Genomic DNA, 25,918 nt, shown 5'->3' on the forward strand with positions numbered 1-25,918 from the left:
GCAGATTCCGCGGCGGGCCCGTGCGAACGTCTGCGCCGGATGTAAGACTGGCGGCATGCCGTTTTACCAGGACGCCTCCGCCACCGAACCGCTGACGGCCATTCACCTGGTCCAGCGCACCAAGAGATGCTTCCAACTGGCGGCGCCGATTTATTACCAGGCGGAAACAACCTCCGCCATCGTCCGGATCGAAGCGCACCACCTCTCCGCCGGGCTAAAGCACAACTCCACGGATCTGGCCTCGGTGCCCACCTGGATGTGGGGACTCATTGCCAGCTACGGCCGGCAGACGGCTCCGGCCCTGCTGCACGACCAGCGCACCACGATGTGCGCCCGCTTGCAGAGCGACCAGGCGCTGAAGTTGCGCCGCATCTATGACGAGGAATTCCGCCGCGCACTGCTGGACACCGGGGTGGCCGCGTTGCGTGCCCGGCTGATGTGGGCGGTGGTGACGGTCCAGGCTTACGTCGAGCATGCCGGCGCCCGCGGCCGGCTGCTGACCGCGTCCGTGGGCGCCGGAGCCATCGGGCTGCTGGCCGGCGTCGTGCTCGCGGCAACCGGCGCCGGCCTGGTGCCCCTGGCCGCAGCTGTCTTCCTGACCGGCGCGCTCTGCCTAACCTGGAGCCGCGACTGGGCGGTGGTTGCCGTCCTGGCTCCGGCCTTCGCCCTGTTCTCCCCCGTGCTGGCGGCAGCCGCGGCCGGGGCCCTGCTGCTCTGGCTCTGCGAAACCGCCTGGTGGGCCGCCACCAAACCCTTCGCAAGGCGCCCCGATCCACCACCCGTCGTCGGACCCTTGGCCAGGACCACGCAACCGTGAGCCCCGGCGGTATTTCCAGGATCCCGGCGTTGGGACCCGGTGCCGGAAAACGCCCGAAAGCGCCTGATTGGTTTGATTGGCAAAACCAAACGGAAACGGGTAAACTTGGAGCATGCCCCCCAGCTCCCGCAGACAGCCCGATCCGGGCGTCATGATCCGTGACGCCGTGGCTCAAGTGGTGCGCTGGGCGTCCCATGCGGAGACCCGGAAACAGCTGTTCGATCCGCGCGAGGTGGGCCTGACGCCCACCGACGTGGCCTTGCTCGAGTACATCGACGACAACGGCCCCGTCCGGGTCTCGGAACTGGCCACGCAGCAGGGCGTGGACAAGTCCACCATGACCCCCCAGGTCCGCCGCTTGGAGGACAAAGGGCTGGTGGACAAGCAGGCCGATCCGGACGACGGCCGGGCCACCCTGCTGACGGCTTCCACGGCCGGACGGCGGATGCACCGCAACATCGGCAAGGCCGGCGCCGCCGTCGTCGATGAAATCCTGGCGGATTGGTCCGCCGAAGACCGCGAAACTTTCGCCCAACTCTTTACCCGCTTCGCCGAGCAACTGCTGCGCGGCGAAGCATCCCCCCGAAGCGACTCAGAAAGGAACACGACCGGCGATGTCATCGAAGGCTCTTGAGCAAGGTGGCAAACACGATCTGCACACGCTTTCTACACGGTTGACCGCCACTCGGCAGATGCTGACACAGAAAGTACGTACCGCCGGTTTGCTGTTCCCGCTGCTGACCCTGGCCGGCACTGCGGTGTTCTGGTCCATCGTCTGGCTGCTGGACACCGCACCCGTCCACGCCCTCTCTCCGGTCAACGCGCTGCTGCGGATCTACGGCACTGGCATCGCGGTCATCGCCACGATGGTCATCGTCGGCGCCTCCGTCTGGTTGATCGCCAAGCGGCTGGGCTACGCCGACAGGTTTACCGAGGTTCTGTTCGAGTATCCCGAAGACATCGGACCGGTTCCGGCCGTGCCCGGCAGCCTGGCACGGAACGCCACTCCCCCAACGGCCGGCAGCGGCCTAGCGCCGGCGGCCGGCAGCGGCCTTGCTGCGCTGCCCGCAGCGACTCCCCGGCTGCAGCTTGAAGCCGCAAACAACGACGGCAGGGCGCGGCCGGTATCCGCACTCGCTGCGCCGGCGGCAGGCAACGCCCCCGCCATGCACAGCGCCCGAACTGCGACGGCACCGCGCGGTGAAAAGCCCAACGTCGCCGAATTCCGGGCGGAAGGCGCCGCGGCGACCACGACCTGCACCGCCCCGCCGCTGGCCAAGGGCAACCCGCTCAAGAAGGGCAAAGGCCGCAAGAAGTAGCGGCCCCACACATCCAATGGCCGGCGTCAGCGAACGGGCGCCGGCCATTATTCTTGCCCGACGGCAGCTCTTGCCCGGGCGCAGCTCTGCCGTTGCCGGTCAGCCCCCGGACGGATCCAACTGGGCGGCAGCTGCTGCCTGGTGGTCCGGGTCGCCGGTGGCAATCGCATACAACCCGTAGTTGATCGGACCGGCCGACACCAGTTCGGCACAGTGCTCGGCCAGCCGCGGCGGCACCCGGCCGCCCTCGTCCCGGAAAGCCCGCACGGTCAGTTCGAACGCCTCGGGCGTGGACATCATGCAGTGCAGGCTGAAGTCCAGCGCCGGGTCCCCCACCTTGGCCGTCGTCCAGTCCAGCACCGACCGGATCTCCGCGTTCTCGTCCAGCAGCAGGTGGGCCGGGTACAGCTCACCGTGGCTGAAAGCGGTGAAGTCCGGCCAATAGCTGTCGTCGTCCAGCCAGGCATCCCACCGCCGCATCAGGTCCGCCGCCACCCGGAACTCCGAGCTCACTTTGTCCAGGTTGGTTCGCATCTCCTGCCGCACCTCGGCGGCGGTGAACGCCGGGATGCCAGCCTGGCGCGCCTCATCCGGGCTGATGCGCTGCAGGTGGGCGATCAACCGCCCCAACGACGCGCAGTAGGCCGGCGACTCGCGGTCGAAGTGCCAGACGGGCTCTCCGTCCTCAAGCGTCAGTCCCGGCTCGCCCGGCAGTTGCGGATAGGCAATCAGGCTGCGGTTCCGAATCCGCCAGTCGGGCACGGCTGCGGAAATTCTGTTCTTGACCAGGTTCAGGATCTTGGCCTCGTCAGCCATTTTCGATGAGACGTCGGGCCGCCGCGGTATCCTGAGCACCCACCTCTTGCCGTCGTCGGCGGTTGCATAGGCCACCAGGTAGTCCAGCCCTGCCTCGTTGAACCTGACCGACTTTGGATCGATGGTCAGCCCGTTTTGTGAGGCGAGGTCGGCGACGGAGTCCGGTGTGTAGTCGTTCGCTGCGCTCATGGGTACCTCCAGTCGGCTTTGTGCCACTGTAGCCACAAGCCCGAGCCGAGGCCATGACCGCCGCAGCGCCTGCCGCGCCCTCGCTTCCGCAAGCGCTGCGGAAAGCACGACGGCGGTGCCCCCGCCCCGCCGTGGGGGAGGCACCGCCGTCGACGGTTCCTACAGGATGGCTGTTCTCTTCGCTTAGCCGCGATCCGCCAGGTCGTCGGCTGCCACTCCCCTGCGCAGGGTCGCGCCGCGGAAGAACTCCGGGTTGCGCCGATACATGAGCACCATCAGCACCGCCCCGAGCAGGATCACGCCGCAGCCGAGCACGAATACCAGGCCCAGGCCGCCGATCGACGAACCGGAACCGTAGGCAGGGTCCATCGAGTCCACGGCCGTCTGCACGAACATCACCAGCAGGATGACGCCTCCCAGCAGCGGCGCCAGGAACTTGAGCCCGAATCCGCGCAGCGAGGCAAAAGCATCGGCCCGGAAGTACCAGACGCACGCCAAGGCGGTGACGCCGTAGTAGAAGCAGATCATCATGCCCAGCGCGGTGATGGTGTCCCACAGCGCGTTCTCGGACATCACCCGGGTGACGGTGTAGAAGCCGCCGGCCGCCACGGCTGCGGCGACGGTGGCGTAGCTGGGCGACTTGTACTTCGGGCTGATCGTGCCGTATCCGGCCGGCAGCGCCCGGTAGTGGCCCATGGCGAGCATCGTCCGGGCGGGCGAGACGAAGGTGGACTGCAGCGACGCCGCCGAACTGCTCAGCACGGCCAGCGACATCAGGATGGCGAACGGTCCCATCACCGGGCCGGCGAGCGTGGCGAAGATGCTCTCCTGATTCTCCGGATTGCCGGCGCCCAGGCCTTCGGTGCCTACACCCGCATAGGCCAGCACGGCCAGTGCCACGGTCATGTAGATCACGACGATGACCATGATGGTTGCCGCGGCGGCACGGCCCGGAGTCTTCTCCGGGTCCTTCGTCTCCTCGTTCATGGTGAGGGTGACGTCCCAGCCCCAGAAGATGAAGATGGACAGCGAGATGCCGGCGGCGAAGGCCGAGAAGGACTCGACGCCGAACGGGTTGAACCAGTCGGCGGAGATCTCCAGCGCGTCGAACGCCGTGCCGCCCGCCACGTGGCCGAAGGCTGCCACGGCGAACCAAACGAGCACCACCACCTGGAAGGCCACCAGCACATACTGGAAGGTCTTGGTGGTTTCCATGCCGCGGTACGAGATCCAGCAGGCCAGCCCGATGAAGATCCAGGTCGTGGCGATGTTCAGCGGCAGGTTGTTGGTCAGGTCGGCGAGCGCTGCGTTGCCGGTGAGCTGGGCGAGCATCAGGTAGAAAAAGTCGACCGCCACCGCCGCCAGGTTGGAGAGCACGATCACCGTTGCGGCGATCAGCCCCCAGCCGCCCATCCAGCCCACCCAGGGACCGAAGGCACGGGTGGCCCAGGTGAAGGACGTGCCGGAATCAGGCATGGCGTTGTTCAGTTCGCGGTAGCCGAGGGCCACCAGCAGCATCGGAATGAAGCCCACCAGGAAAATCGCGGGCAGGTGCACGCCGACCTCGGCGATGGTGGGGCCGAGCGCCCCGGTCAGCGTATACGCCGGGGCAATGCAGGAGACGCCGATGACCACGGCGCCGAGCAGGCCGACCGAACCCGATTTCAGGCCCTTCCGGCTCAGGCCGCCCGCGGTGCTCCCGGCCTTGGTGATGGTACTGGTCATGGTCATGCCTCCTTGCGGCCGGTGCCGTCGGAATGTTCAGGGCCCTTGGGCTGACCCGGATCTTCGGTAAGTTGTGCGGCGCCCGCGCAGCCGCGCGGGACCACCAGCATGGGAACCGGCAGCGCTCGCAGCACCTTGCTGGCCGTCGCCCCGAGGAACATGCGGTTGTGCGGCGCCAGCCGGCTGGAGCCGATCAGCATCACTTCGCCTTCGTCCCACTCCAGCGCGTCGATGGCGTCTTCGATCGAACGGCCTTCAGCGACGCCGGCGGTCACCCGACCGGGCAGCACAGCTTCTGCCTGTGCCAGCCGTTCCTTCACGTGCGCTTCGGCACGGACTATCGCGTCCGCGTCGGAGGAATCCAGCGGCACCAGCGAGAGCAGCCGCAGGTCCAGGCCCCGCCGATGGCCGGCGTTCACGGCAACCTGCATGACATCGTCCGCCCCCGCCCGGTTGCCGATGCCCACCGTCATCCGCGAGACGGGTTCGGTGCGCCGGTAGCCGCGCGGCGCCAACGCCACGGGGACCGTGGACGCGTGGAGCAGTCCGCTGGCGACGGTGCCGACGCTGAAGCGGCGGAAAACACTGTTGCGCCCGGCACCGATCACGATCAGCGCCGCGCCGAATTCCTCGGCGGCGGCAATCAGGCCCTCGGCGTTGGAATCGGCGGTGCGAACATGGGCGCGGGCCGGAACGTCGTCGGGCACCATCTCGAGCCCCTCGGCCAGCCACTGCTGGATCTGTTCGGAGAGAATTCCGCCGAAACCGGATTCCGGCCGCGGATAGGCGCCCGAGTAAGGCGAGGATTCGGGCAGCACCATGACCAGGTCGAGGCTGCCGCCCTGCCGGCGGGCCAGCGCCGTCGCGAGGTTGACCGCTTCGCGTCCGCTGTCCGTGGCGGTGTAGGCAACAACATAGCGTCGCATGCCTAGCCCTTCCGGCCGGCGGCAGGGACGAGTTCACCGGCGTCGGCCGCGTGTGCTTCGAGGATGCGGGCGGCAGTCGCGCGGCCCATCCGCACTGCGCCGTCCACGTGCTGGTAGCCGGCGCCGGCCAGGTCGGAACAGGACCAATAAATCGGTCCCACCGGAGTCGACTGGTCCTTGCCGTAGCGTGACAGGCCGCCCAGATCGTAGCTGGAGGCGTAGGCGCCGCGGGTCCATTCCTCGGATCCCCAGTCCGACTCGTAGTACACCACCGGATCCAGCGCGGCCGGGCCCAGGTAGTCGGCAATGGAGGAGAGGATCGCGGCCTTCCGCTCCCCCGCGCCGAGTTCGAACATCGCGTCGGCCTTCTCATCGCTCACGAAGCCGACCAGGGTTCCGCGGGAGTCACCGTGGTTGGTGTTGTCGTACACCTCCTGGACCACCGAGTTGGCGCCGAAGCACGTTCCCGAGAGGCCGTCGGCCCGCCAGAACGGCGTCTCATAGACGGCGTGGACCTTGATCACCAGGCCCAGCGACTGGTGCTGGTGCATCTGGTGCTGCCGGCGCGGCAGCGGCGGTTCGTAGGAGACGCGCGAATACAGGTTCGGCGGCACGGCCATCACGGCGTATCGGGCCTCGACGGTGACACCGTCCGCGGTGGCGGTCACGCCGTCGTCGTTCCAGCGCAGCGCGCGGACGGGTGCGTTGAGCACAACGTCGTCGCCCAGCTGTGCCGCCAGGCGCACGGAGACCTCTTGCATGCCGCCCACCACGCGCTTGTCCAGGATGAACTCGTCGTCCACGAGGTTGCTGAACGAGCCGGCGGACGCGGCCATCAGCACCGCCTGCAGCACCGAGAACGAGTGCGCCGGCTTGGTCAGCATGCCGCCGGCCACGAACAGGCCGATGTTGTTGCAGGCTTCCTCATCCGCGGACTGCTGGCGCAGCCACTGGTCGAAGGAGATGGTGTCCAACTCGCGGGCCTTCGGGTGGGCCCACGGTTCCTCGGCGCCGACCTCCGCGGCCAAGGCGTCCAACAGCCCGATCAGCCGGTTCATCTCGGACTCCGTGGAGGCGCTGACCGGGAACATGGCGCCGGTGTAGCGCTTGGCTTCGCCCGTCGCGCCCAGGTAGATGCTCTCCCCGTCGCGGTAGCGGCTGTAAGTCTCCAGCCCCAGCTCCTCGAGCAGCTCCAGCAGGGCCGTCTGGTCGGGCGAAACCCACTGCCCGCCGATCTCGAGCATGGCTCCGTCCACCACATCGGTCCAGGTGCGGCCGCCCACGCGGTCACGCGCCTCCAACACGGCCACGGACATTCCGGCCCGCTTCAAGTCCCGCGCCGCGGTCAGCCCGGAGGGCCCGGCGCCGATGACTACTACGTCCCGCTTCAACTTGCTCACTGTGTTCAACTCCCATTCGTGCCGTGGCGGGCCGGCCGCATGAGTGCCTGGCCGCCGCCGCTAAATGAATGTCATTCATTTAGCCACAACACTGTAACCCGTGCCACAGCCTTTTGAAAACCGTTGCGTAGGATGGCTCTACAGGCCGCACCGCCGCGGCCCGCACGGCCGAGGGAAGAAGGAGCCCGTGGTAACAGCACGCCCAGCGGGCGAGGACGCCTCCGTCCGCAACGGGAACCGCCCCGCCGGCCGCCCCGTGCAGAAACTGCTGTCCAAGGAACTGATGACGACGGCGGCGCTCGGACTGATCGAATCGCGCGGCTATGAAGGGCTCACCATGTCGGCCCTGGCGCGCAGCCTCGGCGTGGCACCCTCCGCGCTTTACAACCACGTGGCGTCGAAGCACGACGTCCTGCTGCTCCTTCAGGACCACGTGATGGCCGGCGTGGACGTGAGCGTGTTTTCAGACCGGGCGTGGCCGGACGCGGTGCGCCGCTGGGCCTGGTCCTACCGCGACGCTTTCACCCACCACGCCCCGCTGATTCCCGTGATCGCGGTGCTGCCGGTCACCGGTGCCCCGCACACGCTGGCCATGTACGAGGCCGTCACTGCCGGCTTCCTGAAGGCCGGCTGGCCGGAGCCGCAGGTGGTGCCGGCGATCGTGGCCCTGGAGTCCTTCATTTTCGGTTCGGCCTTCGACGTGACCGCGCCGGCGGACATCTTCGAATCGGGCGAGCTCGCCGCGGCCAACCCGGCCTTCACGTCCGCCGTGCGGTCGCAGGATGCCGGCCCCGCAGGGTCGGCGGCCGACGCGGCCTTCCGGCTGGGCCTTGAGGCATTGATCGCCGGCCTGGAGATGCAACTCGAGGCTGCCCGGTCCGCCTGACCCCTGGTTGATTCCCCTGCTGCTGCGGGAAGTCGCCTAGGGCCTGTTCGCCGACCGACGTGGGCCTTTGGCGCGGGGCGGGGGTGGGCCTTGCGCGGGGGCGGAGGCGGGCCTTGCGCGGGGGCGGAGGCGGGCCTTGCGCGGGGGCGGAAGCCGTCTTTTGGTGCCCACCTTTCCGCAGGAAAAACCATTAAACCGCAGGGGAAGTGCATCGTTTACCCACCGGGGGAAGCATTGCCCTGCAGGTGTCGCAGGATTGGCAAAAGCCGGCCGTTTCGGGGCTTTCGGCTTGCTAATTTTCTTGAAGAGCTGGCGAGGTGCCAGCCGGCCGCTGGCCAGAATGCCAGCGATTCAATCGCACAGGAGTTCTCATGCTTTCCATCATCGCCACCCTTCAGACCCTCGGTTTCACCGTGAAGAACCGCCTCCAGCGCGAGGAGACCGGCGCCACCGCCGTCGAATACGCCCTCATGGTGGGCCTCATCGCCGTCGTCCTCATCGGCGGCCTGACCATCTTCGGCCCGCAGCTCAGCACCTTCTTCGGCGGTCTCGCCGGTCAGCTGAACATCGTAAAGGCCCCCACCACGACCGGTGGTGTCTAAGCCCGGTTTCTGACCACGCTTATTCAGCCCCTCACGATCCGGGACGGCCGCTTAGTGTGGCCGTCCCGGGCCACGAAATCCCGAAAGAACAGAAGACATGAAGCGGATGAAATCGGAACGCGGAGCGGCAGCCGTCGAATTCGCCCTGGTCTTGCCGGTTCTGTTGTTGCTGCTGCTGGGGATCGTCGAGTTCGGGCGCGTCTACAACGCCCAGATGCAGCTCACCGCAGCGGCACGGGACGGGGCGCGCGTGATGACCATCAACGGCACGGCGTCCAGCGCGGCGGAATCCCGGGCGGCAGTGATCGCCTCGGCCCCCGCGCTGGCACCGGCCATCACGGCCGACCAGATCACTATCGCGGTCAGCCCCGGCAACACCGGCGCCTGCGCGCCGGGATCGGTCGCCACCGTCACCGTGGCCTACCCCATGAATTTTCTGTCCGGCCTCTTCGGGGCCAGCATCACCCTGACCGGCAAAGGAGTCATGCAGTGCAGCGTCTGAGCGACGAACGCGGCGCCACCGCCGTCACCACCGCCCTCTTCATGGTGGTCCTGCTCGGCATGGCCGCCGTCGTCGTGGACATCGGGGCGCTGTACTTCGAGCGCGCCCAGCTGAAGAACGGCGCCGACGCCGGCGCGCTGGCCGTCGCGCAGAACTGCGCGGCAGGCCACTGCGATGCCGACTTCACGGCCCTCGCCACGTCGCTCGCCAGCCAGAACGCGAACGACGGCCTGGCGAACGCCAGCGTCCAACTGGACCCTGCCGCTGCCACCGCAACCGTCACCACCACCACCCGGTCTTCCGACGGCCACTTCCTGGCCCAACACTTCGCGCCCATCCTCGGCCTGGACGACTCCGCCTCCATCACCACCGAATCCCGGGCCCGATGGGGAGCCCCCGTCGCCGGCAAATCCGTCCTCCCCATCGCCATTTCCTACTGCCAGTTCGTGGGCATGCTCGATGGCGGGCTGCAGCGGGTGGAATTCAACCCGAACGGGCTGACAACGTCTGGATGTTCCAGCTCAACGGTGCCGGGCAGCACCGGGGCGGACTACACGATTCCGGGCGGCTTCGGCTGGCTGAAGCAAGATCCGGCCCGTCCGTGCCAAGCCAAGATCAACCTCGGCGCGACCGGCCTTCCGGGCTTCCCCGTCGATCCCGAAGTCGCCAGCGATTCGGGTAACGATGTGCCGTCCTCCTGCAAGCAGACCAACATGCTGCAGCAGATTGCCGGCACCACCGTCCTGCTGCCGCTGTATGACAAGGTCGGCGGCCAGGGGACAAATGGCTGGTACCACATCATCGGGTTCGCGGCCTTCAAAGTCGCCGGCTGGAACTTCAGCAGCACGTCCTACAACAACCTCAGCCCGGCCTCGGTGCAGTGCACCGGCAACTGCCGGGCACTCATCGGCGAGTTCGAAACTTTCGTGACGCTCGACGCCGGCGAACAAGACTTCATCTTCGGAGGCGCCAACGACACCTTCGGCGCCTCCCTCGTCACGCTTGTCCACTAGGAGCACCGTCGGTGAAAAAGAGAATCATAGGGGGCCTGGCCGCCCTGCTGATGGCCGTCGTCGGAACGATGATGGTCCTCGCCTACATCGGCAGCGCCGATCAGCGCGCCTTGGCCGGCACCGAAACGGTGGAGGTTTTGGTCGTCGCCGAGAACGTGCCGGCCGGCACGCCCGCCGACCAGGTGGCAGCCTACGTGGCAACCGAGCTCGTACCGGCCAAGGTTGTCCCCGCTGATGCCGTGAAGGATCTTCAGGAGCTGTCCGGCCGGGTGGCCGCTGTCGACCTCGTCGCCGGGGAACAGTTACTGGCCGCACGTTTTGCCCTGCCCGCGGAGCTGGAAGAACCCGGAACGGTCGCCGTGCCCGAGGGCATGCAGGAGGTCACCATCTCCCTGGACCCGGCACGCGTTGTCGGTGGCCAGGTGGCGGCGGGTGACACCGTGGGCGTCTTCGTCTCGATGGAAGCCGGCCCCGGCGACACCAAAGGCGTCACACACCTAACCCTGCATAAGGTCCTGGTCACCCGGGTGCAGGGGGTGGCGGTCGCCGCGGAGTCCGGCGATGCCACCGTGCCTGCCAACAACGTACTCGTCACCCTGGCTGTTATGGCACCGGACGCCGAAAAGATCGTGTACGCCCAGGAGTACGCCCGCACCTGGCTCTCGAAGGAACCGGCCGACGCCAGCGAAAAGGGAACGCGCCTGGTGGACAAGGACGAGGTGTACAAATGAGCCGCTATGTACTGGTGGGCACAGACACCGACTTCGAACAACGCTTCGCCGCCGCCGCGGTAGGCTCCCTGGCCGGCCATACCCAGCTGTGGAACGGAGCGGGCTTCCCCACCGAACCCAACGATGTTTTCGCCGTGCTGTCCAACCCGCAACTCGTGGATGCCGTGGTGCTTGGCCCCGGGCTGGCCCCCAGGCAGGCGCTGGACCTGGCGGCGGAGTTCGAATCGCAGCGGCCCGAGGTTTCGGTGCTGCTGGTCGCGGGGCCGAGCCCCGACGTCGTGCTGGCCGCCATGCGTGCCGGTATCCGCGACGTCGTGGATCCCAGTGCCGATGTCCGCGATATTGCCGCGCTGCTGCACCGTGCGGTTCGCAGCGCCAATCACCGCCGGCACAGCGTTCCCTCGTCCGACGGCCAGGCCTCGAACGGCCGCGTGATCGCCGTCGTCTCGCCCAAGGGCGGCGCCGGAAAGACCACGGTGGCGACCAACCTCGCCGTCGGGCTGGCTGCGGCCTCGGAGCAGCAGACCGTCATCGTCGACCTCGACCTGCAGTTCGGCGACGTGGCCAGCGCGCTCTGCCTGGAGCCGGAGCATTCGCTGGTCGACGCCGTGCAGCCGAACGCGCAGAAAGACAGCATTGTGCTCAAGTCCTTCCTGGCCCGGCACCCCAGCGGGCTGTATGCGCTGTGCGCCCCGCCGTCGCCGGCCGATGCCGATCAGGTCACCGGCGAGCAGGTATCGCTGCTGCTGGACCAACTGGCCGCGCAGTACGCACACGTCATCATCGACACGTCACCGGGGCTGTCGGAGCACACGCTGGCGGCGCTGGATCGTGCCACGGACTATATCTTCGTGGGCGGCATGGACGTTCCCAGCATCCGCGGACTCCGAAAGGAGCTCGAAATCCTGCGCGAGCTGGGCATGGAACCGCTCACCCGCCACATCGTGTTGAACGGGGCGGATCCGCGCGACGGGCTCACCCGCCGCGATGCGGAGACCACCCTCGGCTGCAAAGTCGACGACGTCATCCCGGACACCCGCGCGGTCCGGATTTCCACCAACCAAGGCGTGCCGGTGCTCGAAAGCGCCCCGCGCGATCCTGCGGCCCGCGCCTTGCACAAGGTGGTGGACCGCTTTGCCCCCGCCCCGGCCGGTCTGCTCAAGCGCCGCGGTCGTCACCGAAGAGGATAGCCATGAACCTTGCCCAACGGCTTCAGGCAGTGCACGGCACCGCCCCCACAGCTCTCCCCGCCCGTCATCATGCGGCCGCGCCGGCTGCAACCGGCACGGTGGCTGCGCCGGCACCGGCTACTTCCGGCTCCCCTGCTCCGGCTGCGACGGCGACGGTGGCGGCGTCCTCCTCCACCGTGGCGGCTGCGCAGCCGGCCGCTGCCGGCCGCACCGCTCCCCCGGCGGCCCAGCCCCCGGCGCAGGATGCCCTGTCCAAGATGAAGGAACGTGCCAGCACGGTCCTCTTCGAACGCATGGGATCGCGGCTGCTGGATTCCTCCCTAGATGAAGACAAACTGCATCTCGTGGTGCAGCAGGAACTTGCCAAGGTGGTGGAGGAAGAAGAGAACCCGCTCAGCCACCAGGAGCGCCAGCGCCTGATCCGTGAAGTCAGCGACGACGTGCTCGGCTACGGTCCGCTGCAGCCGCTGCTGGAAGATCCGGACGTCTCCGAAATCATGGTGAACGGACCCGACATGATCTATGTGGAGCACAAGGGCAAGCTGTCGCGCAGTTCGGCCCGGTTCCTGTCCGAGGAACAGCTGCGCCGCGTCATTGAACGCATCGTGTCCCGGGTCGGCCGCCGGATCGACGAATCGTCGCCACTCGTCGACGCCCGTTTGGCCGACGGCTCGCGCGTGAATGCCGTCATCCCGCCGCTTGCAGTCAACGGGTCCTCACTGACCATCCGGAAGTTCGCCGCCGACCCGTTCCAGGTCCAGGACCTCATTGGTTTCGGCACGCTCTCGCCGGAGATGGCCGCGTTGTTGGACGCCTGCGTCCGGTCACGGCTGAACATCATCGTCTCCGGCGGCACCGGCACCGGAAAGACCACCCTGCTCAACGTGCTCTCCTCCTTCATTCCGGCCGGCGAGCGCATTGTCACCATCGAAGACGCCGTGGAACTCCAACTGCAGCAGGACCACGTGGTCCGGTTGGAAAGCCGCCCGACCAACATCGAAGGCAAGGGCGCGATCACCATCCGCGACCTCGTCCGCAACTCGCTGCGCATGCGCCCGGACCGGATCGTCGTGGGCGAGGTCCGCGGCGGAGAAACCCTGGACATGCTCCAAGCCATGAACACCGGCCACGACGGATCGCTGTCCACCGTGCATTCGAACTCCCCCAGGGACGCCATCGCGCGCCTGGAAACCTTGGTGCTGATGGCCGGGATGGATCTGCCCCTGCGGGCGATCCGGGAACAGATCGCCTCCGCGGTGGACGTCATTGTTCAATTGACCCGCCTGCGCGACGGTACTCGCCGAGTGACGCATGTGACCGAGGTACAGGGCATGGAAGGCGAAATCGTGACGCTGCAGGACGCGTTCGTCTTCGACTACAGCGCCGGTGTGGATGCCAGCGGAAGGTTCCTGGGCAAACCCGTTCCAACCGGAGTTCGTCCCCGGTTTACCGACCGGTTCCGGGAACTGGGCATCGACCTGCCGGCCGACATCTTCGAGCCGGCCGCCGGCCCGTTGCGGCCCCAGGCGGCGACGCGATGACCCCGGCGGTCCTGGTTGTAGGGATGCTGTTCTGCTACGGCTCGCTGGCCCTGCTGGTGTCAGCCGGCTTCGGCACGCGGTCCCTGAAGCTTTCGGCGTCCCGCCGTGGCGCCCCGGAACATGGCTCCCGGCTCAGTGACGTGGCCGCCCGCTCCACCGCTGCCATCGAACGGCTCCTGGCCCGCCGCCGACAAGCCCCGGCGATGGCCGGCGCCCTCGAAGCCGCCGGGCTGAGGCTCAGCCCCGCGGAACTGGTGGTGCTGGTTCTGTCCGGTGCCGCGGTCGGCGCGGCCCTCGGGCTCATGCTCGCCGGACCCGCCGCCGGCCTGCTCCTGGCTCTTGTGGCCCCGGCCGCCGCCAAAGCGTTCCTGGCTTTCCGGGCCGGCCGGCGCCGGACGGCCTTCGCCGACCAGCTCGACGACACGCTCCAATTGCTGGCCAGCGGCCTGCGTGCCGGCCACAGCCTGCTGCGCGCCGTAGACGCGGTCTCGGCCGAATCGGCGGCACCGACGTCCGAAGAGCTCCGGCGGGTGGTCAACGAAACGCGGCTGGGCCGGGACCTCGGCGAATCGCTGCACGATACCGCCGACAGGATGGGCAGCGAAGACTTTCACTGGGTCGCCCAGGCCATAGACATCCACCGCGAGGTAGGTGGCAACCTGGCAGAGGTCCTGGACCAGGTGGGCCAGACGATCAGGGAGCGCTCCCAGATCCGGGGCCAGGTCAAGGCGCTCAGCGCCGAAGGACGGATCTCCGCCTTGGTCCTGATGGTCCTGCCCTTTGGCCTCAGCGGATTCCTGTTCGTGTCCAGCCCCGGCTACCTGGACAGTTTCACCCAGAGCCCGCTCGGTTTCTCCCTGCTGTTCGTGGCCGGCGCCTTGCTCGTCGCGGGCGGGCTGTGGATGCGCAAAGTCGTCAGCTTCAAGTTCTAAGTTCAGCACCGTAAGTAAAGGAGTCCGCCGATGCCGCTGAGTATCATGGTGGCTGCCGCAGCCCTGGTGCTGTCGCTCCCGCTGTTTGTCTGGTCCCTGCTGGGCGGCAAGCATCCCCAGCACGAGGCCATCCGGGCCAATTTGTCCCGTGGCCTGGCCGGACCGCGCGCGGTCAAACGCAAACGCCGGCGCCGGTTCGAGGCGCTGGCCAGCCGGTTCACGCCGGCGACCTTTGCCCAGCGCTTGGAACGTCAACTGGCGCTGGCCGGACGTCCGGAGGCCTGGCCGCTGAAGCGGCTCATGGCGGCGAAGATCGTACTTGCCGTGGCAGGCATCGTACTCGGGCTCCTGTACGTGGCCGCCACATCCGCAGGGTCCAGCGTCCTGCTGGCCATCGTCGTCGCCGTCGTCGCCTACTGCCTCCCCGATCTTCTGCTGCACAGCGCGGGGCAGAAACGCCAGGCAAAGATCAGCGAGGAACTGCCGGACACGCTGGACCAAATGACCATCGCCGTGGAGGCCGGCCTGGGCTTCGACGCGGCGGTCGCCCGGGTAGGAGCGAACGGTTCCGGCCCGCTGGCCGCCGAACTGATTCGCGTCCTGCAGGACATGCAGGTGGGCCGCTCCCGCCGCGAGGCCTACGACTCCCTGGCCGGCAGGACCACGTCGAAGGACCTGCAGCAGTTCGTTCGCGCAGTCATCCAGGCGGACGCCTATGGCGTGTCCGTCTCCGGCGTGCTCCGCACGCAGGCGGCCGAGATGCGCGTCAAGCGGCGCCAGCGCGCCGAGGAAAAGGCCATGCAGATCCCGGTCAAGGTAGTCTTCCCGCTGATGTTCTGCATTCTTCCGGTGCTTTTTATCGCGTTGCTCGGCCCTGCGGCATTGAACATCATCGCTACCCTGGGCGGCTGACCGAGGACCGGCACGCCGGCAACCACAGCAATACCGCAACATTAGCCAAAGAAACCGGAAAACCGGCAGACCCACCCGCCATCGGAAAGTAGTCTCGAACCATGCCCACCCCATCCACCCACTGTGCACTGGCCGGTCTGGCCCCGGCCGGGACCCGTCCCCCGCGGCGCGTGCCATGATGACCGCTGACCAGCACCAGGTCCTGCCGCTGGTTGACCCCGCGGTCGTGGAAGATCTTGGCGACGGTTTAGCCGACCACGGCATCGCCCGCGGTTTGGTCCAGGACTTTTCCGAAGCATGGCCGGAACGGTTCAGCTGCTTGGAGACCGCGTTGGAAAGCCAGGACCGGACCGATTCCCTGGACGCGGTCCTCAGCCTGAAGACCGCCTCGATCATGGTGGGTGCCAGTCGACTGGCGTGGCTGTCCGGCAAGGTCGAGGCTCATGTTCGGGCGGCGGATTTTGCGGAGGCAACCGCCCTGCTTGCTCTCATCCATCAATGCGGTACGGCCACAGTCAGCGAAATGCAGGGAATGAAGGCCGAAGGAGGAGCACCCGCTACACCGGGCGCTCCGGCGCCAGCCGATAACCGATTCCCCGCACCGTAACGAACCAGCGGGGGCGGTGCGGATCTTCCTTCAGTTTGCGCCGCAAATTGCCCACGTGGACTTCGATCGCCCGCTCATCGGCTTCACTGATATAGGCGTCCTCGGGGTAATAGTCCCCGCGCACTACCTTGACCAGCTCGGCCTTCGAGCGGACCGCCCCCGAACTGCGCAGCATCTCCTGGAGCACGTTAAACTCGCTCCTGGTCAGACGCAGATCCTCACCCTCGCGCGACGCCGTACGCCGGTCCGCATCAAGGACGAGCCCATTGTGCTCGAGGATTCTGCTGTCGGCGGGCGGGGCCGCCGGCAGCGGCGGTGCGTTTGCCGGGGTGGTTTCCAGCGGATGGGGAGTGCGGGGCCGGCGCATCATCGCCTGGATCCTGGCCCGCAGCTCGCGGGGACGGAATGGTTTGGTCATGTAGTCGTCCGCGCCAAGCTGCAACGCCGTAAGCGTGTCGAGTTCTTCGTTCCTGCTGGTGAGCATCACGATGTAGCAGTTGCTGAATTGACGGATCCGCCGGAGCACTTCGAAGCCGTCGATGTCCGGCAGCGAGATGTCCAGGGTGACAACGGTGGTGATCCGTTGCCGCACGGCATGGATACCTTCCCGCCCGCTCGCGGCTGCCTGCACGTCGAAGCCTGATTGCAGGAGGACGGCGCTCACAAGATTGCGGATGTCCACGTCGTCTTCTATCACTACGGCCGCACCCGGGTCACTCATCTTGCATCTCCTCCCTGCACGGTCCGCGTCGGGCTCATGCCCGAAGGCCCGTCCGGCCTCTGCAGAAGCCCGGATCTCTGATACTCCTAGAGGTTAATCGATTCGTTCTACTGTGAGCCTATGTTGGGCAGCAATGTGATGAAAGGGTGACCAACGATCCGAAGAGCCGAGGGACATGAAGGAACAAGGGCTGTGACCTGTGGGCGGAACCGGTGACCATGCTGCTGGCACTCGTGCTGACCGTTGCCGGAGCCTTCGCCGGATGGTGCGTCTTCGCGCTCGCCCACCGGGAGGATCGCACATCCCTGCCCGCCGGGTGGCGCGGGCCGATGGCCGCTGCCACCGGCGTCCTGTGCGGCCTCCTGGCCCCGGCCCGGGAAGCCGCTGAGTTGCCGGCCTTCGGCCTTCTGGCTGTCCTCGGCGTGCTGCTGGCCGCCATTGATCTGCGACACAAGTTGCTGCCGAATCGCGTGGTCCTCCCGTTCCTGGGAGCGGCATTGGCCCTGCTGCTCCTGCCCGCCTTCACCGACTCCGCGTGGCAGCCGGTTTTGGCCGGGGTGCTCGGCTCGTTGGCGATGTTTGCCGCCTATCTGCTGGCAGCTCTGATCAAGCCCGGCGGCATCGGCATGGGAGACGTGAAGCTTGCTGCCGTGGTGGGCCTGTTTGCCGGGTATGACGGCGTAACGGCGTGGGTGGCCGTCCTGCTGGGGGCGTTCCTGCTGAACGCCGCGGTCATCGTCCTGCTGATGCTGGCCCGCGTACTCAAGCGGGATTCGGACGTCCCTTTCGGTCCGTCCATGATTGCCGCCACGCTCGTGGTCTCGCTGGCCGGGCCGCTGGCCGGATAGTCCGACCTACAGCAGGCGGCGTGCTCCGTCGGCCGGCAACACGGTGAACAGCTCGGGCCGGCGGAACCCCTGCGCGGCGAAGGCGTGCAGCACAGCCTCCTGCACCCGGGCTGCTTCGCCGGAGGGAACCAGGGCGATGGCTGAACCGCCGAAACCGCCGCCGGTCATGCGGGCGCCCAGGGCGCCGTTCGCTCGCGCAGTGTCCACGGCCAGGTCAAGCTCCGGGCAGGAGATTTCGAAGTCGTCGCGCATGGAGACGTGGCTGGCGTCCAGCAGCCGGCCGATGGTCGCTGGGCCGGCGGAGCGCAGCGCCTCCACGGTGGCCAGGACACGGTCGTTCTCGGTCACGATGTGCCGCGCGCGGCGAAAGGTCTCGTCGTCGAGCAACTGCTGTGCCTCCCCCAGCCGACTGGCTGGAAGGTCGCGGAGCAGCGGCACATCAAGCGTTTTCGCTGCGCGCACGCAGGAGTCGTGTCGGCTGGCGTAGCCCCCGGTAGCGTGTGCGTGGGAGACCTTGGTATCCATCACCAGGCACACCAGGCCCGCAGTCTCGAGGTCCAGCGGCACCAGCTCCACGGCTTCGCTGCGGCAGTCCAGAAACACCGCGGACCCGGCCGCCCCGAAGAGGGAGGCGTACTGGTCCATGATGCCGGTGGGCGCACCGACCACCTCGTTCTCCGCGCGCCGGCCGGCCGCCGCCAGACCGGCCCGATCCAGACCGGCCCGATCCGGCCCGGCCCGATCCGGCCCGGCCCGGTCCAGCCCGGTCCGATCCAACCCGGTCCGATCCAACCCGGCCGGATCCAGCCCCGAATCCGGCCACCGATCTCCCGCCAGTTCGGCCAGCCCGAGGGCCACCGCGCATTCCAGCGCGGCAGACGAGGACAATCCGGCGCCCACCGGGACGTCCGAGTCCACCAGCAGGTCGAAGCCGGGCAGGCGTACTCCCGCCTGCTCCAGCGCCCAGGCCACGCCCAGCGGGTACGCCGGCCAACCGGAAACCGCGCCGGGGCCCACATCGTCCAGCCCGACCTCCACTGCCTCGGCGCCCGGCAGGGCGGAGGCCACCCGAATGGTCCGGTCGCCGCGGACGGCGAGCGCCGCCGTCGTGATCTTGTCGATGGCGAAGGGCAGCACGAAGCCGCCGTTGTAATCGGTGTGTTCGCCGATCAGATTGGCCCGGCCGGGCCCCGCCCACACCCCGTCCGGGCCGCGGCCGAACCGTGCGGCGAAGGCGTCGGCGGTGCGTGCGGCCAATGCGTCGGCGGTCATGGGGTGTCCCCGCTGGCTGCCACGGCGTCCTCGGTGGCTTCACCCGCTGCGCCCGTCCCGTCCAGCCCGTCACCGCCTGCTCTCGGGGTCCGGCCCGGATCCGCCTCCCGCAGCGCGGCGGCCACCTGCTCCGGCAGCGTGTCGTTGATGAAGGCGCCCATCGCGGCCTCTGAGCCCGCCAGGTACTTCAACTTGTCGGCGGCCCGGCGCGGCGAGGTCAGCTGCAGGTGCAGGTAGCCCGCTTCCCGCAGCGCCCGGGCGACCGGCGCCTGGTGCCAGGCGGCGATGTACGGGGTGGGGCTGTCGTAGAGCGCGTCGAACCGGCCCAGCAGCTGCGGGTACAGCTCCGCCAGTTCGTCCCGCTCCGCACCCGTGAGCCCGGCGAGGTCCGCGACCTGCCGGTGGGGCACCAGGTGAACCTCGAGCGGCCAGCGCGCCGCGAAGGGCACGTAGGCGCTGAAGTGCTCGCCTTCCAGCACCATCCGGGAGCCGGCGGAGCGCTCGCCGGACAGCACCGCCCCGGTGAGGGTCTGCCGCCCGCCGGTGGCCTCGAAGTGTTTCTGCGCGGCCGCCGCCATGACTGCCCCGCGCGGCGGCAGGTAGGAGTAGGCGTAGATCTGCCCGTGCGGATGGTGCAGCGTCACGCCGATCTGCGCGCCGCGGTTTTCAAAGCAGAAGACCTGCGCGATCCCGTCCATCGCGCTGAGCGCCGCGGTCCGGTGCGCCCACGCGTCGATCACGGTGCGCACCCGGCGGGTGTCCAGGCCGGTGAACGAACCGGTGTGCGCCGAGGTGAAGGAGACCACCTCGCAGCGCCCGCCGGCGGTGTAGGCGCGGCCCCACTCCGGGTCCTGGGGTGTTGCCAGCAGGTCAGGCCCGAGCGACGGAAACCGGTTCTCGAACACGGCCACGTCATAGTCAGCCGCCGGGATTTCCGAGGCGTAGTCCGGCGTGCTCGGGCACAGCGGGCAGGCGTCCGCCGGCGGCAGGTACGTGCGGGTCTGCCGGTGCGCGGCCAGCGCCACCCACTCCCCCGTCAGCACGTCGTAGCGCAGCTCCCCCACCGGCGGCCGCTCCGGCAGGTCCCGGGTGTCCCGCGAAGACCGCGGAACCGGCCGCGCACCGTCGTCGAAATACAGCAGCTCCCGGCCGTCCGCCAACCGTGTGCCGGTCACCGCCGTGACGGGGTCACCATCCGGAACGACGACGGCGGTGCCCGCCCCGTGCGTGGCACGAGAAACTTTGGTTCGCTCAGGCACGGCGCTGCTTCGCGGCGCAGGTCACGCAGTATTGTGCTTCCGGCCGGATCTCCAGGCGTTCGCGCGGGATGGGGTTGCCGCACGAGGCGCACGTGCCATAGGTGCCGGCCGCCAGCCGGGCCCGGGCGGCGGCGATGTCCGCCAGCGCCTTTTCCGTGCTGGCCAGCAGCGCCACTTCGCGCGCGCGTTCCAGCGTGGCCGTCGACCCCTCGGGGTCGTGTTCGTCGTCGGCCGGGACGTCCCGGGTCGCGGCGGTGACTTCGGCAATGTCGACCGTGAGGCGCTCCACCTGGGCGCGGTCCGATGCCTCGCGGGCGTCCAGCAGTTCGGCGAAGTGCTCCACATCCTCGTGGGTCAAGCTCTCGCTCATGTGTGCCTCCCGTCGGCTAATCGGTCCGGGCAGCTGCGGACCGGAGTGCCCCTAGACTACGCCGTTGCCGCGGTACATGGGGTGGACCGCCCACACGGGAGGCTGGCGACCACGGGAGGCTGTCGGCCGCGGCCGCGGGCAGGCCACCCTGTGCGGCCGCGGCCGGGCGAACGGGTCAGCCGTTGAGCTTGCCCGCCATCCGCTCCCGCATGGCCACACTGGCCGAGTTCAGCCCGATGATCCGCACGTCCTTGCCGTGGCTGCGGTACTTCTCGGTAATCGCATCCAGTGCCGCCACGGTCGAGGCATCCCACAGGTGCGAGGCGTGCATGTCGATGATGACCTTGTCCGGGTCGTGTGCGTACTGGAACTGCGTGTAAAGGTCGTTCGAGGACGCGAAGAACAGCTCGCCGTCGACCACGTAGGTGGCCGTTTCCTCGCCGTTCAGTTCCAACACCGTCCGCTCCACGGTCACCAAATGCGACACCCGGTTGGCGAACAGCACCATGGCGGTCAGCACGCCGAGGCCAACGCCGATGGCCAGGTTGTTCGTGGCGACCGTGGCGACGACGGTGACCAGCATGACGGCGGTCTCGCTCTTCGGCATCATCTTCAGGGTTGAGGGCTTGATGCTGTGCCAGTCGAACGTCGCCCAGGACACGAAGATCATCACGGCCACCAGGGCCGCCATCGGGATCAGCGCCACAATATCCCCGAGGGCCACCACGAGGATGAGCAGGAACAGTCCCGCAAGGAAGGTGGAGATGCGGGTCCGGGCCCCGGAGGCTTTGACGTTGATCATCGTCTGGCCGATCATCGCGCAGCCGCCCATGCCGCCGAAGAAGCCGGTGATGATGTTCGCCGCGCCCTGGCCCCACGACTCGCGCGTCTTGTTGGAGCGGGTGTCCGTGACGTCGTCGACCAGCTTGGCCGTCATCAGCGACTCGAGCAACCCGACGAAGGCCATCGCCAAGGCATACGGGAAGATGATCTGGAAAGTCTCTAGATTGAGCGGGACATTGGGGATGAAGAGCGCGGGCAGGGACTCCGGCAGCTCGCCCTTGTCGCCGACCGTGGGAACCGTGATCGAGGCAAGCACGGTGATCAGGGTCAGCACCACGATGGCCACCAGCGGCGCCGGAACGACGTTCGTGATCCTCGGCAAACCGAAGACGATGGCCAGGCCCAGGACGGTCAGTGGATACACGAGCCAGGGGACGCCCAGCAGTTCCGGCACCTGGGACATGAAGATCAGGATGGCCAGCGCGTTCACAAAGCCCACCATGACCTGGCGGGGAATGAAGCGCATCAGCTTGGCCACTCCGAGGAGGGCGAGGACGATTTGGAAGATCCCGGCGAGGATCACTGCGGCGATAAAGTACTCCACGCCGTGGCTTGCCACCAGCGGCGCGATGACCAGGGCGATCGCGCCGGTCGCGGCCGAGATCATGGCCGGGCGTCCGCCGAGGAAGGCAATGGACACGGCCATCGTGAACGAGGCGAAGAGGCCGAGCCGCGGGTCGACGCCGGCAATGATGGAGAAGGCGATCGCCTCGGGGATCAGGGCCAGGGCGACCACCAGCCCGGCGAGCACTTCCGTCTTCAGCAGCCGCGGCGACTTGAGGGTGCGCAGCACGGACCGGCGCTCCTCGGGAGTCAGCTCCGGCCGGGCATCGGCGGTTGACGTTGGCATGGTGGTCTCCATTCACATCTGAAGGCAGGCACGCCTTCACTACAGCAAAAGTTTGGGGGCGCGACGCCGCGCGGGGAAGAACTCGACGAACAAGAATCGCGTCGATGATGATGACAACCCTAACCTAACGTGAGGGTAGAGTTGTAATCGGGCGATCAGGGAGGTTGGACCATGGACAAGGACGAAGGTACCGCGTCCGGCACGCGTACGATGCACATCGGCGAACTGGCCGATGCCACGGGACTGTCGCTGCGGACCATCCGCCACTACGACGACATCGGGCTGCTGCCGGCCACCACGCGCACCGAGGGCGGCTTCCGGGTCTACACCCAGTCGGATCTGGACCGCTTATTGATCATCCGCTCCATGAAACCGCTTGGCTTCACTCTCGACGAGATGGCCGAGCTTTTGGAAATCATCGATGTCTTATCCGACGGTGCCGTTCATCCCGCCGAGCGCGGACTCTTGCAGGACTACATCCGGCGTGCGGACGAAAAGCGCACCAAGCTCGCCCTGAACCTGGCCCGGGCCGACGAGTTCATCAGCGACCTGCGCGGGCGGTAACTGCCGGCGGTCCCGTCCGTTTCGGCCGGCCTCCCCTGCCGCCGGAACTTCGCCAGCGGTAACCTCGGAGGAGGAGGTACCGCCATGGCAGCCGAACTCCGAACCGATGTGCTGATTGTCGGGGCAGGTCCCACCGGCCTGATGCTCGCCAACTGGCTGGCCAAGCTGGGCGTCGACCACATCATCGCGGACAGCAAGTCGGGCCCCACAAGGGAATCCCGGGCCCTCGGGGTGCAGGCGCGCAGCATGGAAATCTACGACCAGCTGGGCGTCGCCGGCACCGTCACGGCCGAAGGCGTCCTCGCCGAAGCGGTGGTCGTCGGCTTCGGCACGAAGCCGCGCGGCAGGGTCCCGCTGGGCCGGATGGGCCGCGGGATCACACCGTTCCCGGGCATCATGTTCTACGAACAAAGCAAGAACGAGGAGTTGTTGCTGAAGAACCTGCACGCACTCGGCGGCGAGGTGCTGTGGGAGTGCCGGCTGGGCGCCCTGGACATCGCGGACGGCAGCCACCCGGACCACCCGGTGAGGGCGCAGCTGACGGGCCCTGGAGGCGAGGCATCGGTCCGCGCCCGCTACTGCGTAGGCACCGATGGTGCCTCGTCAACCGTGCGGACCAGCCGGGGCATCGGGTTTGAAGGCTCCACCAGTCCGCACACCTTCTTTGTCAATGACGCCACCGAGGTCCGCGGCCTGTTCGGCGACGCGGTCAATATCCGCGCGGGCGTGGACGAGTTCCTGCTGGCGTTTCCCATGAGCGGTCCCGGCCACCTCCGGCTGATCGGCGTGGTCCGCGACCCGGAGGGCGGCACGCCGGGGCTGGCCAACGACGGCGGTGCGGACGTCTCCGAGGAGCCTCTCCGGGAGCGCTTGGCCCAGAAGTTCGACGTCGGCTACGGCGCCTCGAACTGGTTCTCCACCTACCGCGTGCATCACCGGATCGCCGCCCAGTTCCGCAACGGCCCGGTCTTCCTCGCCGGGGACGCGGCACATGTCCATTCCCCCGTGGGTGCCCAAGGCATGAACACCGGCCTGCAGGACGCCCACAACCTGGCCTTCAAGTTCGCCGATGTCCTCGCCGGCCGGGCCGCGGACTCCTACCTCGACCGTTACGAGGCCGAACGGCGGCCGGTCGCGGTGCGGCTGCTGCAAAGCACGGACCGTGTATTCGCCTTCATCACCTCGACGGCGCCCTGGGCACTGGCCGCCCGGAGGTCGGTGCTGCCGTTCCTCATTCCCGTAGTGGCGCGGGTGGTGCCCCGGTCCTCCGGTGCCTCTCGGTTGTTCGGCTATATATCGCAGACCCGGATCCATTACTGGATGGCCCCGGGTGCCAAGGAAGCGGCGCGGGGCCGGCGGGGCCGTGTCGTGGGACGGCGGCTGCCGTACACCGGCGGTAACTTCGACGTCCTGCGCAGCCTCCACTGGCAGGTGCATTCGTACGGAGATCCGCGCGCCGTCGTCGTCAATCATGTGGAGGCGGCGCTGGGGCTTTCGATGCACGTGCTGCCGCGGAACGAAAACAAGAAGCTCGATCCTGAGCAGCTGTACCTGGTGCGGCCTGACGGCTTCGTGGCAGCGCAGTCCCTGCCCAGCCACGCCGTTGCCACGTTCGCCCAGGCACTGAGGCGCGGACGCCGTTCTGCCAAGGTGTGAGCCAACGCCTGCTCCGCACCCATCCAGGGCCGGACACGTTCGAAAGGAAAGCCAATGGTGCTGTATCTATCGAAGTTCAGCTACACCCCGGAGACCTGGGCCAGAATGATCAACAACCCGGAGGACCGGGGGAAAGCGGCCAAGGCCTACATCGAATCCGTCGGCGGACAACTGCACGGCTTCTGGTACGCCTTCGGCGCGCACGACGGCTACAGTGTGTGGGAGGCCCCGAACAACGTCTCCATGGCCGCCGTCGCGCTGGCCATCAGCGGAGGCGGTGCGCTGAGTTCCTTCGAAACAACCGTGCTGCTGACCATCGATGAAACCATCGACGCCCTGCGAATGGCCGGAGAGGTCCGCTACCGGGCTCCCGGCGTCACGGGGTCCGGCTGAACTCCACACCCTTGGGCACCACCATCATGGGGCAGAGGCCATGATGCAGTACCGCCTGGCTGACCGATCCCAGCAGCAGGCCCGGGAATCCGCCGTGGCCGCGCGTCCCCAGCACCATCAGTTGGGCCGTGCGGGTGGCGTGGACCAGGACTTCCGCGGGCTTGGCCAGATAGAAGTTCCAGCTCGCATCCAGGTCCGGGTAGCGGCCGCGGACCTCCCGCAGCGGGCCGTCCAGCTCGGCGGCGACCTCCTCGCGGAAATGGTGCGCCCCTTCGGCGTGGTCCAGCCAGACCGAATCGCGGTAGAAGGGCGCCCGGGACGAGAGCATCCGCAGCGGGACGGCACGCTGGCTGGCTATTTCGGCCGCCGCCCACAGGGCGGGGTTCGAACTGCCCGATTGGTCGACGCCGACCACCACCTGCCCGGCGTAGCTGAACTGTTCGGGGGCATCCGGCGGATGCAGCCCTCGGTCCGCCCCCTCCCGCGGCGACGGCAGCAGCCAGGGCACCGGTCCGTCGGGCAGTTCGGCGGCGGCATCCGGGGAGACCTCCGCGGCCGTCGCGCCCGGTTTCCAGCGCTGCGGCACCACCACCGTGGGGCAGGCGCCGTGGGCCGCCAGTCCCGAGGAGACACTGCCCAGCAGTCGGCCCGCGAAGCCGCCGCGGCCGCGCTTGCCCACCACGGCCAGTCCGGCGGAAGCGGATTCGTCCACCAACACTTCGCTCGGGTCCCCGGCCATCACGTGCCCTTCGGCCTGGAGTCCCAGTGCTCCGGCGCGGTCAAGCGCTGCCTGCAGCACCCCTTCCCCGCCGCGCCGGGCGGAGGCCAGATACTGGTGGTCCACCTGCGGATCGTCCACGCCCGCGGTTGAAACGACGGTGACCAGCCGCACCGGCCAGCCGCGGGACTGGGCCTCGAACAACCCCCAGTCCAATGCCCGGGCGCTGGATTCCGAGCCGTCGAACCCCACCAGGACGACCTCTTCCATGCCTCCACCCTAGGGGACGGCGGCGCCGCTGAGTAGGGGCGGCCGC

Annotated in this window: 27 protein-coding genes; 17 read left to right on the forward strand and 10 right to left on the reverse strand. The window is 68.1% G+C overall.

Annotation, left to right across the window (positions count from 1 at the left end; genetic code table 11):
• Positions 1–55: 55 nt before the first annotated feature.
• From AC5RUK_RS15600 to AC5RUK_RS15610, 3 genes are all read left to right on the forward strand, one after another.
• On the forward strand, positions 56–817 hold the full coding sequence (locus AC5RUK_RS15600; RefSeq protein WP_494152713.1) for a DUF1353 domain-containing protein: 762 nt from the start codon (positions 56–58) through the stop codon (positions 815–817).
• 112 nt (positions 818–929) lie between these two features.
• Positions 930–1,451, forward strand: coding sequence for a MarR family winged helix-turn-helix transcriptional regulator (locus AC5RUK_RS15605; protein WP_493987831.1), 522 nt, complete (start codon positions 930–932; stop codon positions 1,449–1,451).
• A 58-nt stretch (positions 1,452–1,509) separates the two neighbouring features.
• Complete coding sequence (locus AC5RUK_RS15610; RefSeq protein ID WP_494152714.1) at positions 1,510–2,136, forward strand: hypothetical protein; 627 nt, start codon at positions 1,510–1,512, stop codon at positions 2,134–2,136.
• A gap of 99 nt (positions 2,137–2,235) precedes the next feature.
• Here AC5RUK_RS15610 and AC5RUK_RS15615 read toward each other — a convergent pair whose 3' ends face one another.
• From AC5RUK_RS15615 to AC5RUK_RS15630, 4 genes are all read right to left on the reverse strand, one after another.
• The gene (locus AC5RUK_RS15615; RefSeq protein ID WP_494152715.1) at positions 2,236–3,141 is read right to left on the reverse strand and encodes a macrolide 2'-phosphotransferase; all 906 of its coding nucleotides are present in this window, start codon (positions 3,139–3,141) and stop codon (positions 2,236–2,238) included.
• Positions 3,142–3,324: 183 nt separating this feature from the next.
• Entirely contained in the window at positions 3,325–4,872 is a 1,548-nt protein-coding gene (locus AC5RUK_RS15620; RefSeq protein WP_494152716.1) for an APC family permease, read from the reverse strand.
• A complete protein-coding gene (locus AC5RUK_RS15625; protein ID WP_494152717.1) occupies positions 4,869–5,792 on the reverse strand; it encodes a universal stress protein in 924 nt (307 codons plus the stop codon). Before AC5RUK_RS15625 ends, AC5RUK_RS15620 begins: the two co-directional genes overlap by 4 nt.
• 2 nt (positions 5,793–5,794) lie before the next feature.
• Complete coding sequence (locus tag AC5RUK_RS15630) at positions 5,795–7,192, reverse strand: flavin monoamine oxidase family protein (protein WP_494152718.1); 1,398 nt, start codon at positions 7,190–7,192, stop codon at positions 5,795–5,797.
• A gap of 187 nt (positions 7,193–7,379) precedes the next feature.
• On the opposite strand from AC5RUK_RS15630, the gene AC5RUK_RS15635 reads away from it, so the two are divergent.
• The 10 genes from AC5RUK_RS15635 to AC5RUK_RS15680 all read left to right on the forward strand — a co-directional run bounded on the left by AC5RUK_RS15635 (position 7,380) and on the right by AC5RUK_RS15680 (position 16,108).
• Entirely contained in the window at positions 7,380–8,078 is a 699-nt protein-coding gene (locus AC5RUK_RS15635) for a TetR/AcrR family transcriptional regulator C-terminal domain-containing protein (RefSeq protein WP_494108157.1), read from the forward strand.
• 371 nt (positions 8,079–8,449) lie between these two features.
• Positions 8,450–8,680: a Flp family type IVb pilin gene (locus AC5RUK_RS15640; protein ID WP_494152719.1), complete on the forward strand. Its 231-nt coding sequence runs from the start codon at positions 8,450–8,452 to the stop codon at positions 8,678–8,680.
• Positions 8,681–8,777: 97 nt separating this feature from the next.
• Positions 8,778–9,182 carry a TadE/TadG family type IV pilus assembly protein gene (locus tag AC5RUK_RS15645; RefSeq protein WP_494152720.1) on the forward strand — a complete coding sequence of 135 codons (405 nt, stop codon included), beginning with the start codon at positions 8,778–8,780 and terminating at the stop codon, positions 9,180–9,182.
• On the forward strand, positions 9,170–10,195 hold the full coding sequence (locus AC5RUK_RS15650; protein ID WP_494152721.1) for a pilus assembly protein TadG-related protein: 1,026 nt from the start codon (positions 9,170–9,172) through the stop codon (positions 10,193–10,195). Before AC5RUK_RS15645 ends, AC5RUK_RS15650 begins: the two co-directional genes overlap by 13 nt.
• 11 nt (positions 10,196–10,206) lie before the next feature.
• Positions 10,207–10,926, forward strand: a complete 720-nt coding sequence (cpaB, locus tag AC5RUK_RS15655) for a Flp pilus assembly protein CpaB (protein ID WP_494152722.1) — start codon at positions 10,207–10,209, stop codon at positions 10,924–10,926.
• Entirely contained in the window at positions 10,923–12,116 is a 1,194-nt protein-coding gene (locus tag AC5RUK_RS15660; protein WP_494152723.1) for a CpaE/TadZ family protein, read from the forward strand. The genes cpaB and AC5RUK_RS15660 overlap by 4 nt, the downstream gene beginning before the upstream one ends.
• A gap of 2 nt (positions 12,117–12,118) precedes the next feature.
• On the forward strand, positions 12,119–13,657 hold the full coding sequence (locus AC5RUK_RS15665; protein ID WP_494152724.1) for a TadA family conjugal transfer-associated ATPase: 1,539 nt from the start codon (positions 12,119–12,121) through the stop codon (positions 13,655–13,657).
• Positions 13,654–14,589 carry a type II secretion system F family protein gene (locus AC5RUK_RS15670; RefSeq protein WP_494152725.1) on the forward strand — a complete coding sequence of 312 codons (936 nt, stop codon included), beginning with the start codon at positions 13,654–13,656 and terminating at the stop codon, positions 14,587–14,589. Before AC5RUK_RS15665 ends, AC5RUK_RS15670 begins: the two co-directional genes overlap by 4 nt.
• Positions 14,590–14,619: 30 nt before the next feature.
• On the forward strand, positions 14,620–15,501 hold the full coding sequence (locus AC5RUK_RS15675; RefSeq protein WP_493987817.1) for a type II secretion system F family protein: 882 nt from the start codon (positions 14,620–14,622) through the stop codon (positions 15,499–15,501).
• Between the two features lie 226 nt (positions 15,502–15,727).
• The gene (locus AC5RUK_RS15680; protein WP_494152726.1) at positions 15,728–16,108 is read left to right on the forward strand and encodes an Hpt domain-containing protein; all 381 of its coding nucleotides are present in this window, start codon (positions 15,728–15,730) and stop codon (positions 16,106–16,108) included.
• On the opposite strand, the gene AC5RUK_RS15685 is transcribed toward AC5RUK_RS15680, so the two are convergent.
• Positions 16,059–16,829, reverse strand: coding sequence for a response regulator transcription factor (locus AC5RUK_RS15685; RefSeq protein ID WP_493987815.1), 771 nt, complete (start codon positions 16,827–16,829; stop codon positions 16,059–16,061). The genes AC5RUK_RS15680 and AC5RUK_RS15685 overlap by 50 nt on opposite strands.
• A 218-nt stretch (positions 16,830–17,047) precedes the next feature.
• Between AC5RUK_RS15685 and AC5RUK_RS15690 the strand changes: the two genes are divergently transcribed.
• The gene (locus AC5RUK_RS15690; RefSeq protein WP_494152800.1) at positions 17,048–17,677 is read left to right on the forward strand and encodes a prepilin peptidase; all 630 of its coding nucleotides are present in this window, start codon (positions 17,048–17,050) and stop codon (positions 17,675–17,677) included.
• Positions 17,678–17,683: 6 nt separating this feature from the next.
• Here AC5RUK_RS15690 and AC5RUK_RS15695 read toward each other — a convergent pair whose 3' ends face one another.
• The 4 genes from AC5RUK_RS15695 to AC5RUK_RS15710 all read right to left on the reverse strand — a co-directional run bounded on the left by AC5RUK_RS15695 (position 17,684) and on the right by AC5RUK_RS15710 (position 22,271).
• On the reverse strand, positions 17,684–18,949 hold the full coding sequence (locus AC5RUK_RS15695) for a galactokinase (RefSeq protein WP_494152727.1): 1,266 nt from the start codon (positions 18,947–18,949) through the stop codon (positions 17,684–17,686).
• The gene (galT, locus tag AC5RUK_RS15700) at positions 18,946–20,124 is read right to left on the reverse strand and encodes a galactose-1-phosphate uridylyltransferase (RefSeq protein WP_494152801.1); all 1,179 of its coding nucleotides are present in this window, start codon (positions 20,122–20,124) and stop codon (positions 18,946–18,948) included. The genes AC5RUK_RS15695 and galT overlap by 4 nt, the downstream gene beginning before the upstream one ends.
• A gap of 76 nt (positions 20,125–20,200) precedes the next feature.
• Positions 20,201–20,578 (reverse strand): TraR/DksA family transcriptional regulator, encoded by a 378-nt coding sequence (locus AC5RUK_RS15705; protein ID WP_493987812.1) that lies wholly within the window; start codon positions 20,576–20,578, stop codon positions 20,201–20,203.
• Positions 20,579–20,753: 175 nt separating this feature from the next.
• On the reverse strand, positions 20,754–22,271 hold the full coding sequence (locus tag AC5RUK_RS15710; protein WP_494152728.1) for a SulP family inorganic anion transporter: 1,518 nt from the start codon (positions 22,269–22,271) through the stop codon (positions 20,754–20,756).
• Positions 22,272–22,442: 171 nt separating this feature from the next.
• Between AC5RUK_RS15710 and AC5RUK_RS15715 the strand changes: the two genes are divergently transcribed.
• The 3 genes from AC5RUK_RS15715 to AC5RUK_RS15725 all read left to right on the forward strand — a co-directional run bounded on the left by AC5RUK_RS15715 (position 22,443) and on the right by AC5RUK_RS15725 (position 24,884).
• Positions 22,443–22,835 carry a MerR family transcriptional regulator gene (locus AC5RUK_RS15715; protein ID WP_494152729.1) on the forward strand — a complete coding sequence of 131 codons (393 nt, stop codon included), beginning with the start codon at positions 22,443–22,445 and terminating at the stop codon, positions 22,833–22,835.
• Between the two features lie 84 nt (positions 22,836–22,919).
• Complete coding sequence (locus AC5RUK_RS15720; protein WP_494152730.1) at positions 22,920–24,491, forward strand: FAD-dependent monooxygenase; 1,572 nt, start codon at positions 22,920–22,922, stop codon at positions 24,489–24,491.
• Between the two features lie 54 nt (positions 24,492–24,545).
• On the forward strand, positions 24,546–24,884 hold the full coding sequence (locus AC5RUK_RS15725) for a GYD domain-containing protein (protein WP_494152731.1): 339 nt from the start codon (positions 24,546–24,548) through the stop codon (positions 24,882–24,884).
• Here AC5RUK_RS15725 and AC5RUK_RS15730 read toward each other — a convergent pair.
• A complete protein-coding gene (locus AC5RUK_RS15730; RefSeq protein WP_494152732.1) occupies positions 24,868–25,872 on the reverse strand; it encodes a universal stress protein in 1,005 nt (334 codons plus the stop codon). The genes AC5RUK_RS15725 and AC5RUK_RS15730 overlap by 17 nt on opposite strands.
• Positions 25,873–25,918: the final 46 nt, after the last annotated feature.

The organism is Arthrobacter sp. Y3223065, assembly GCF_059090885.1.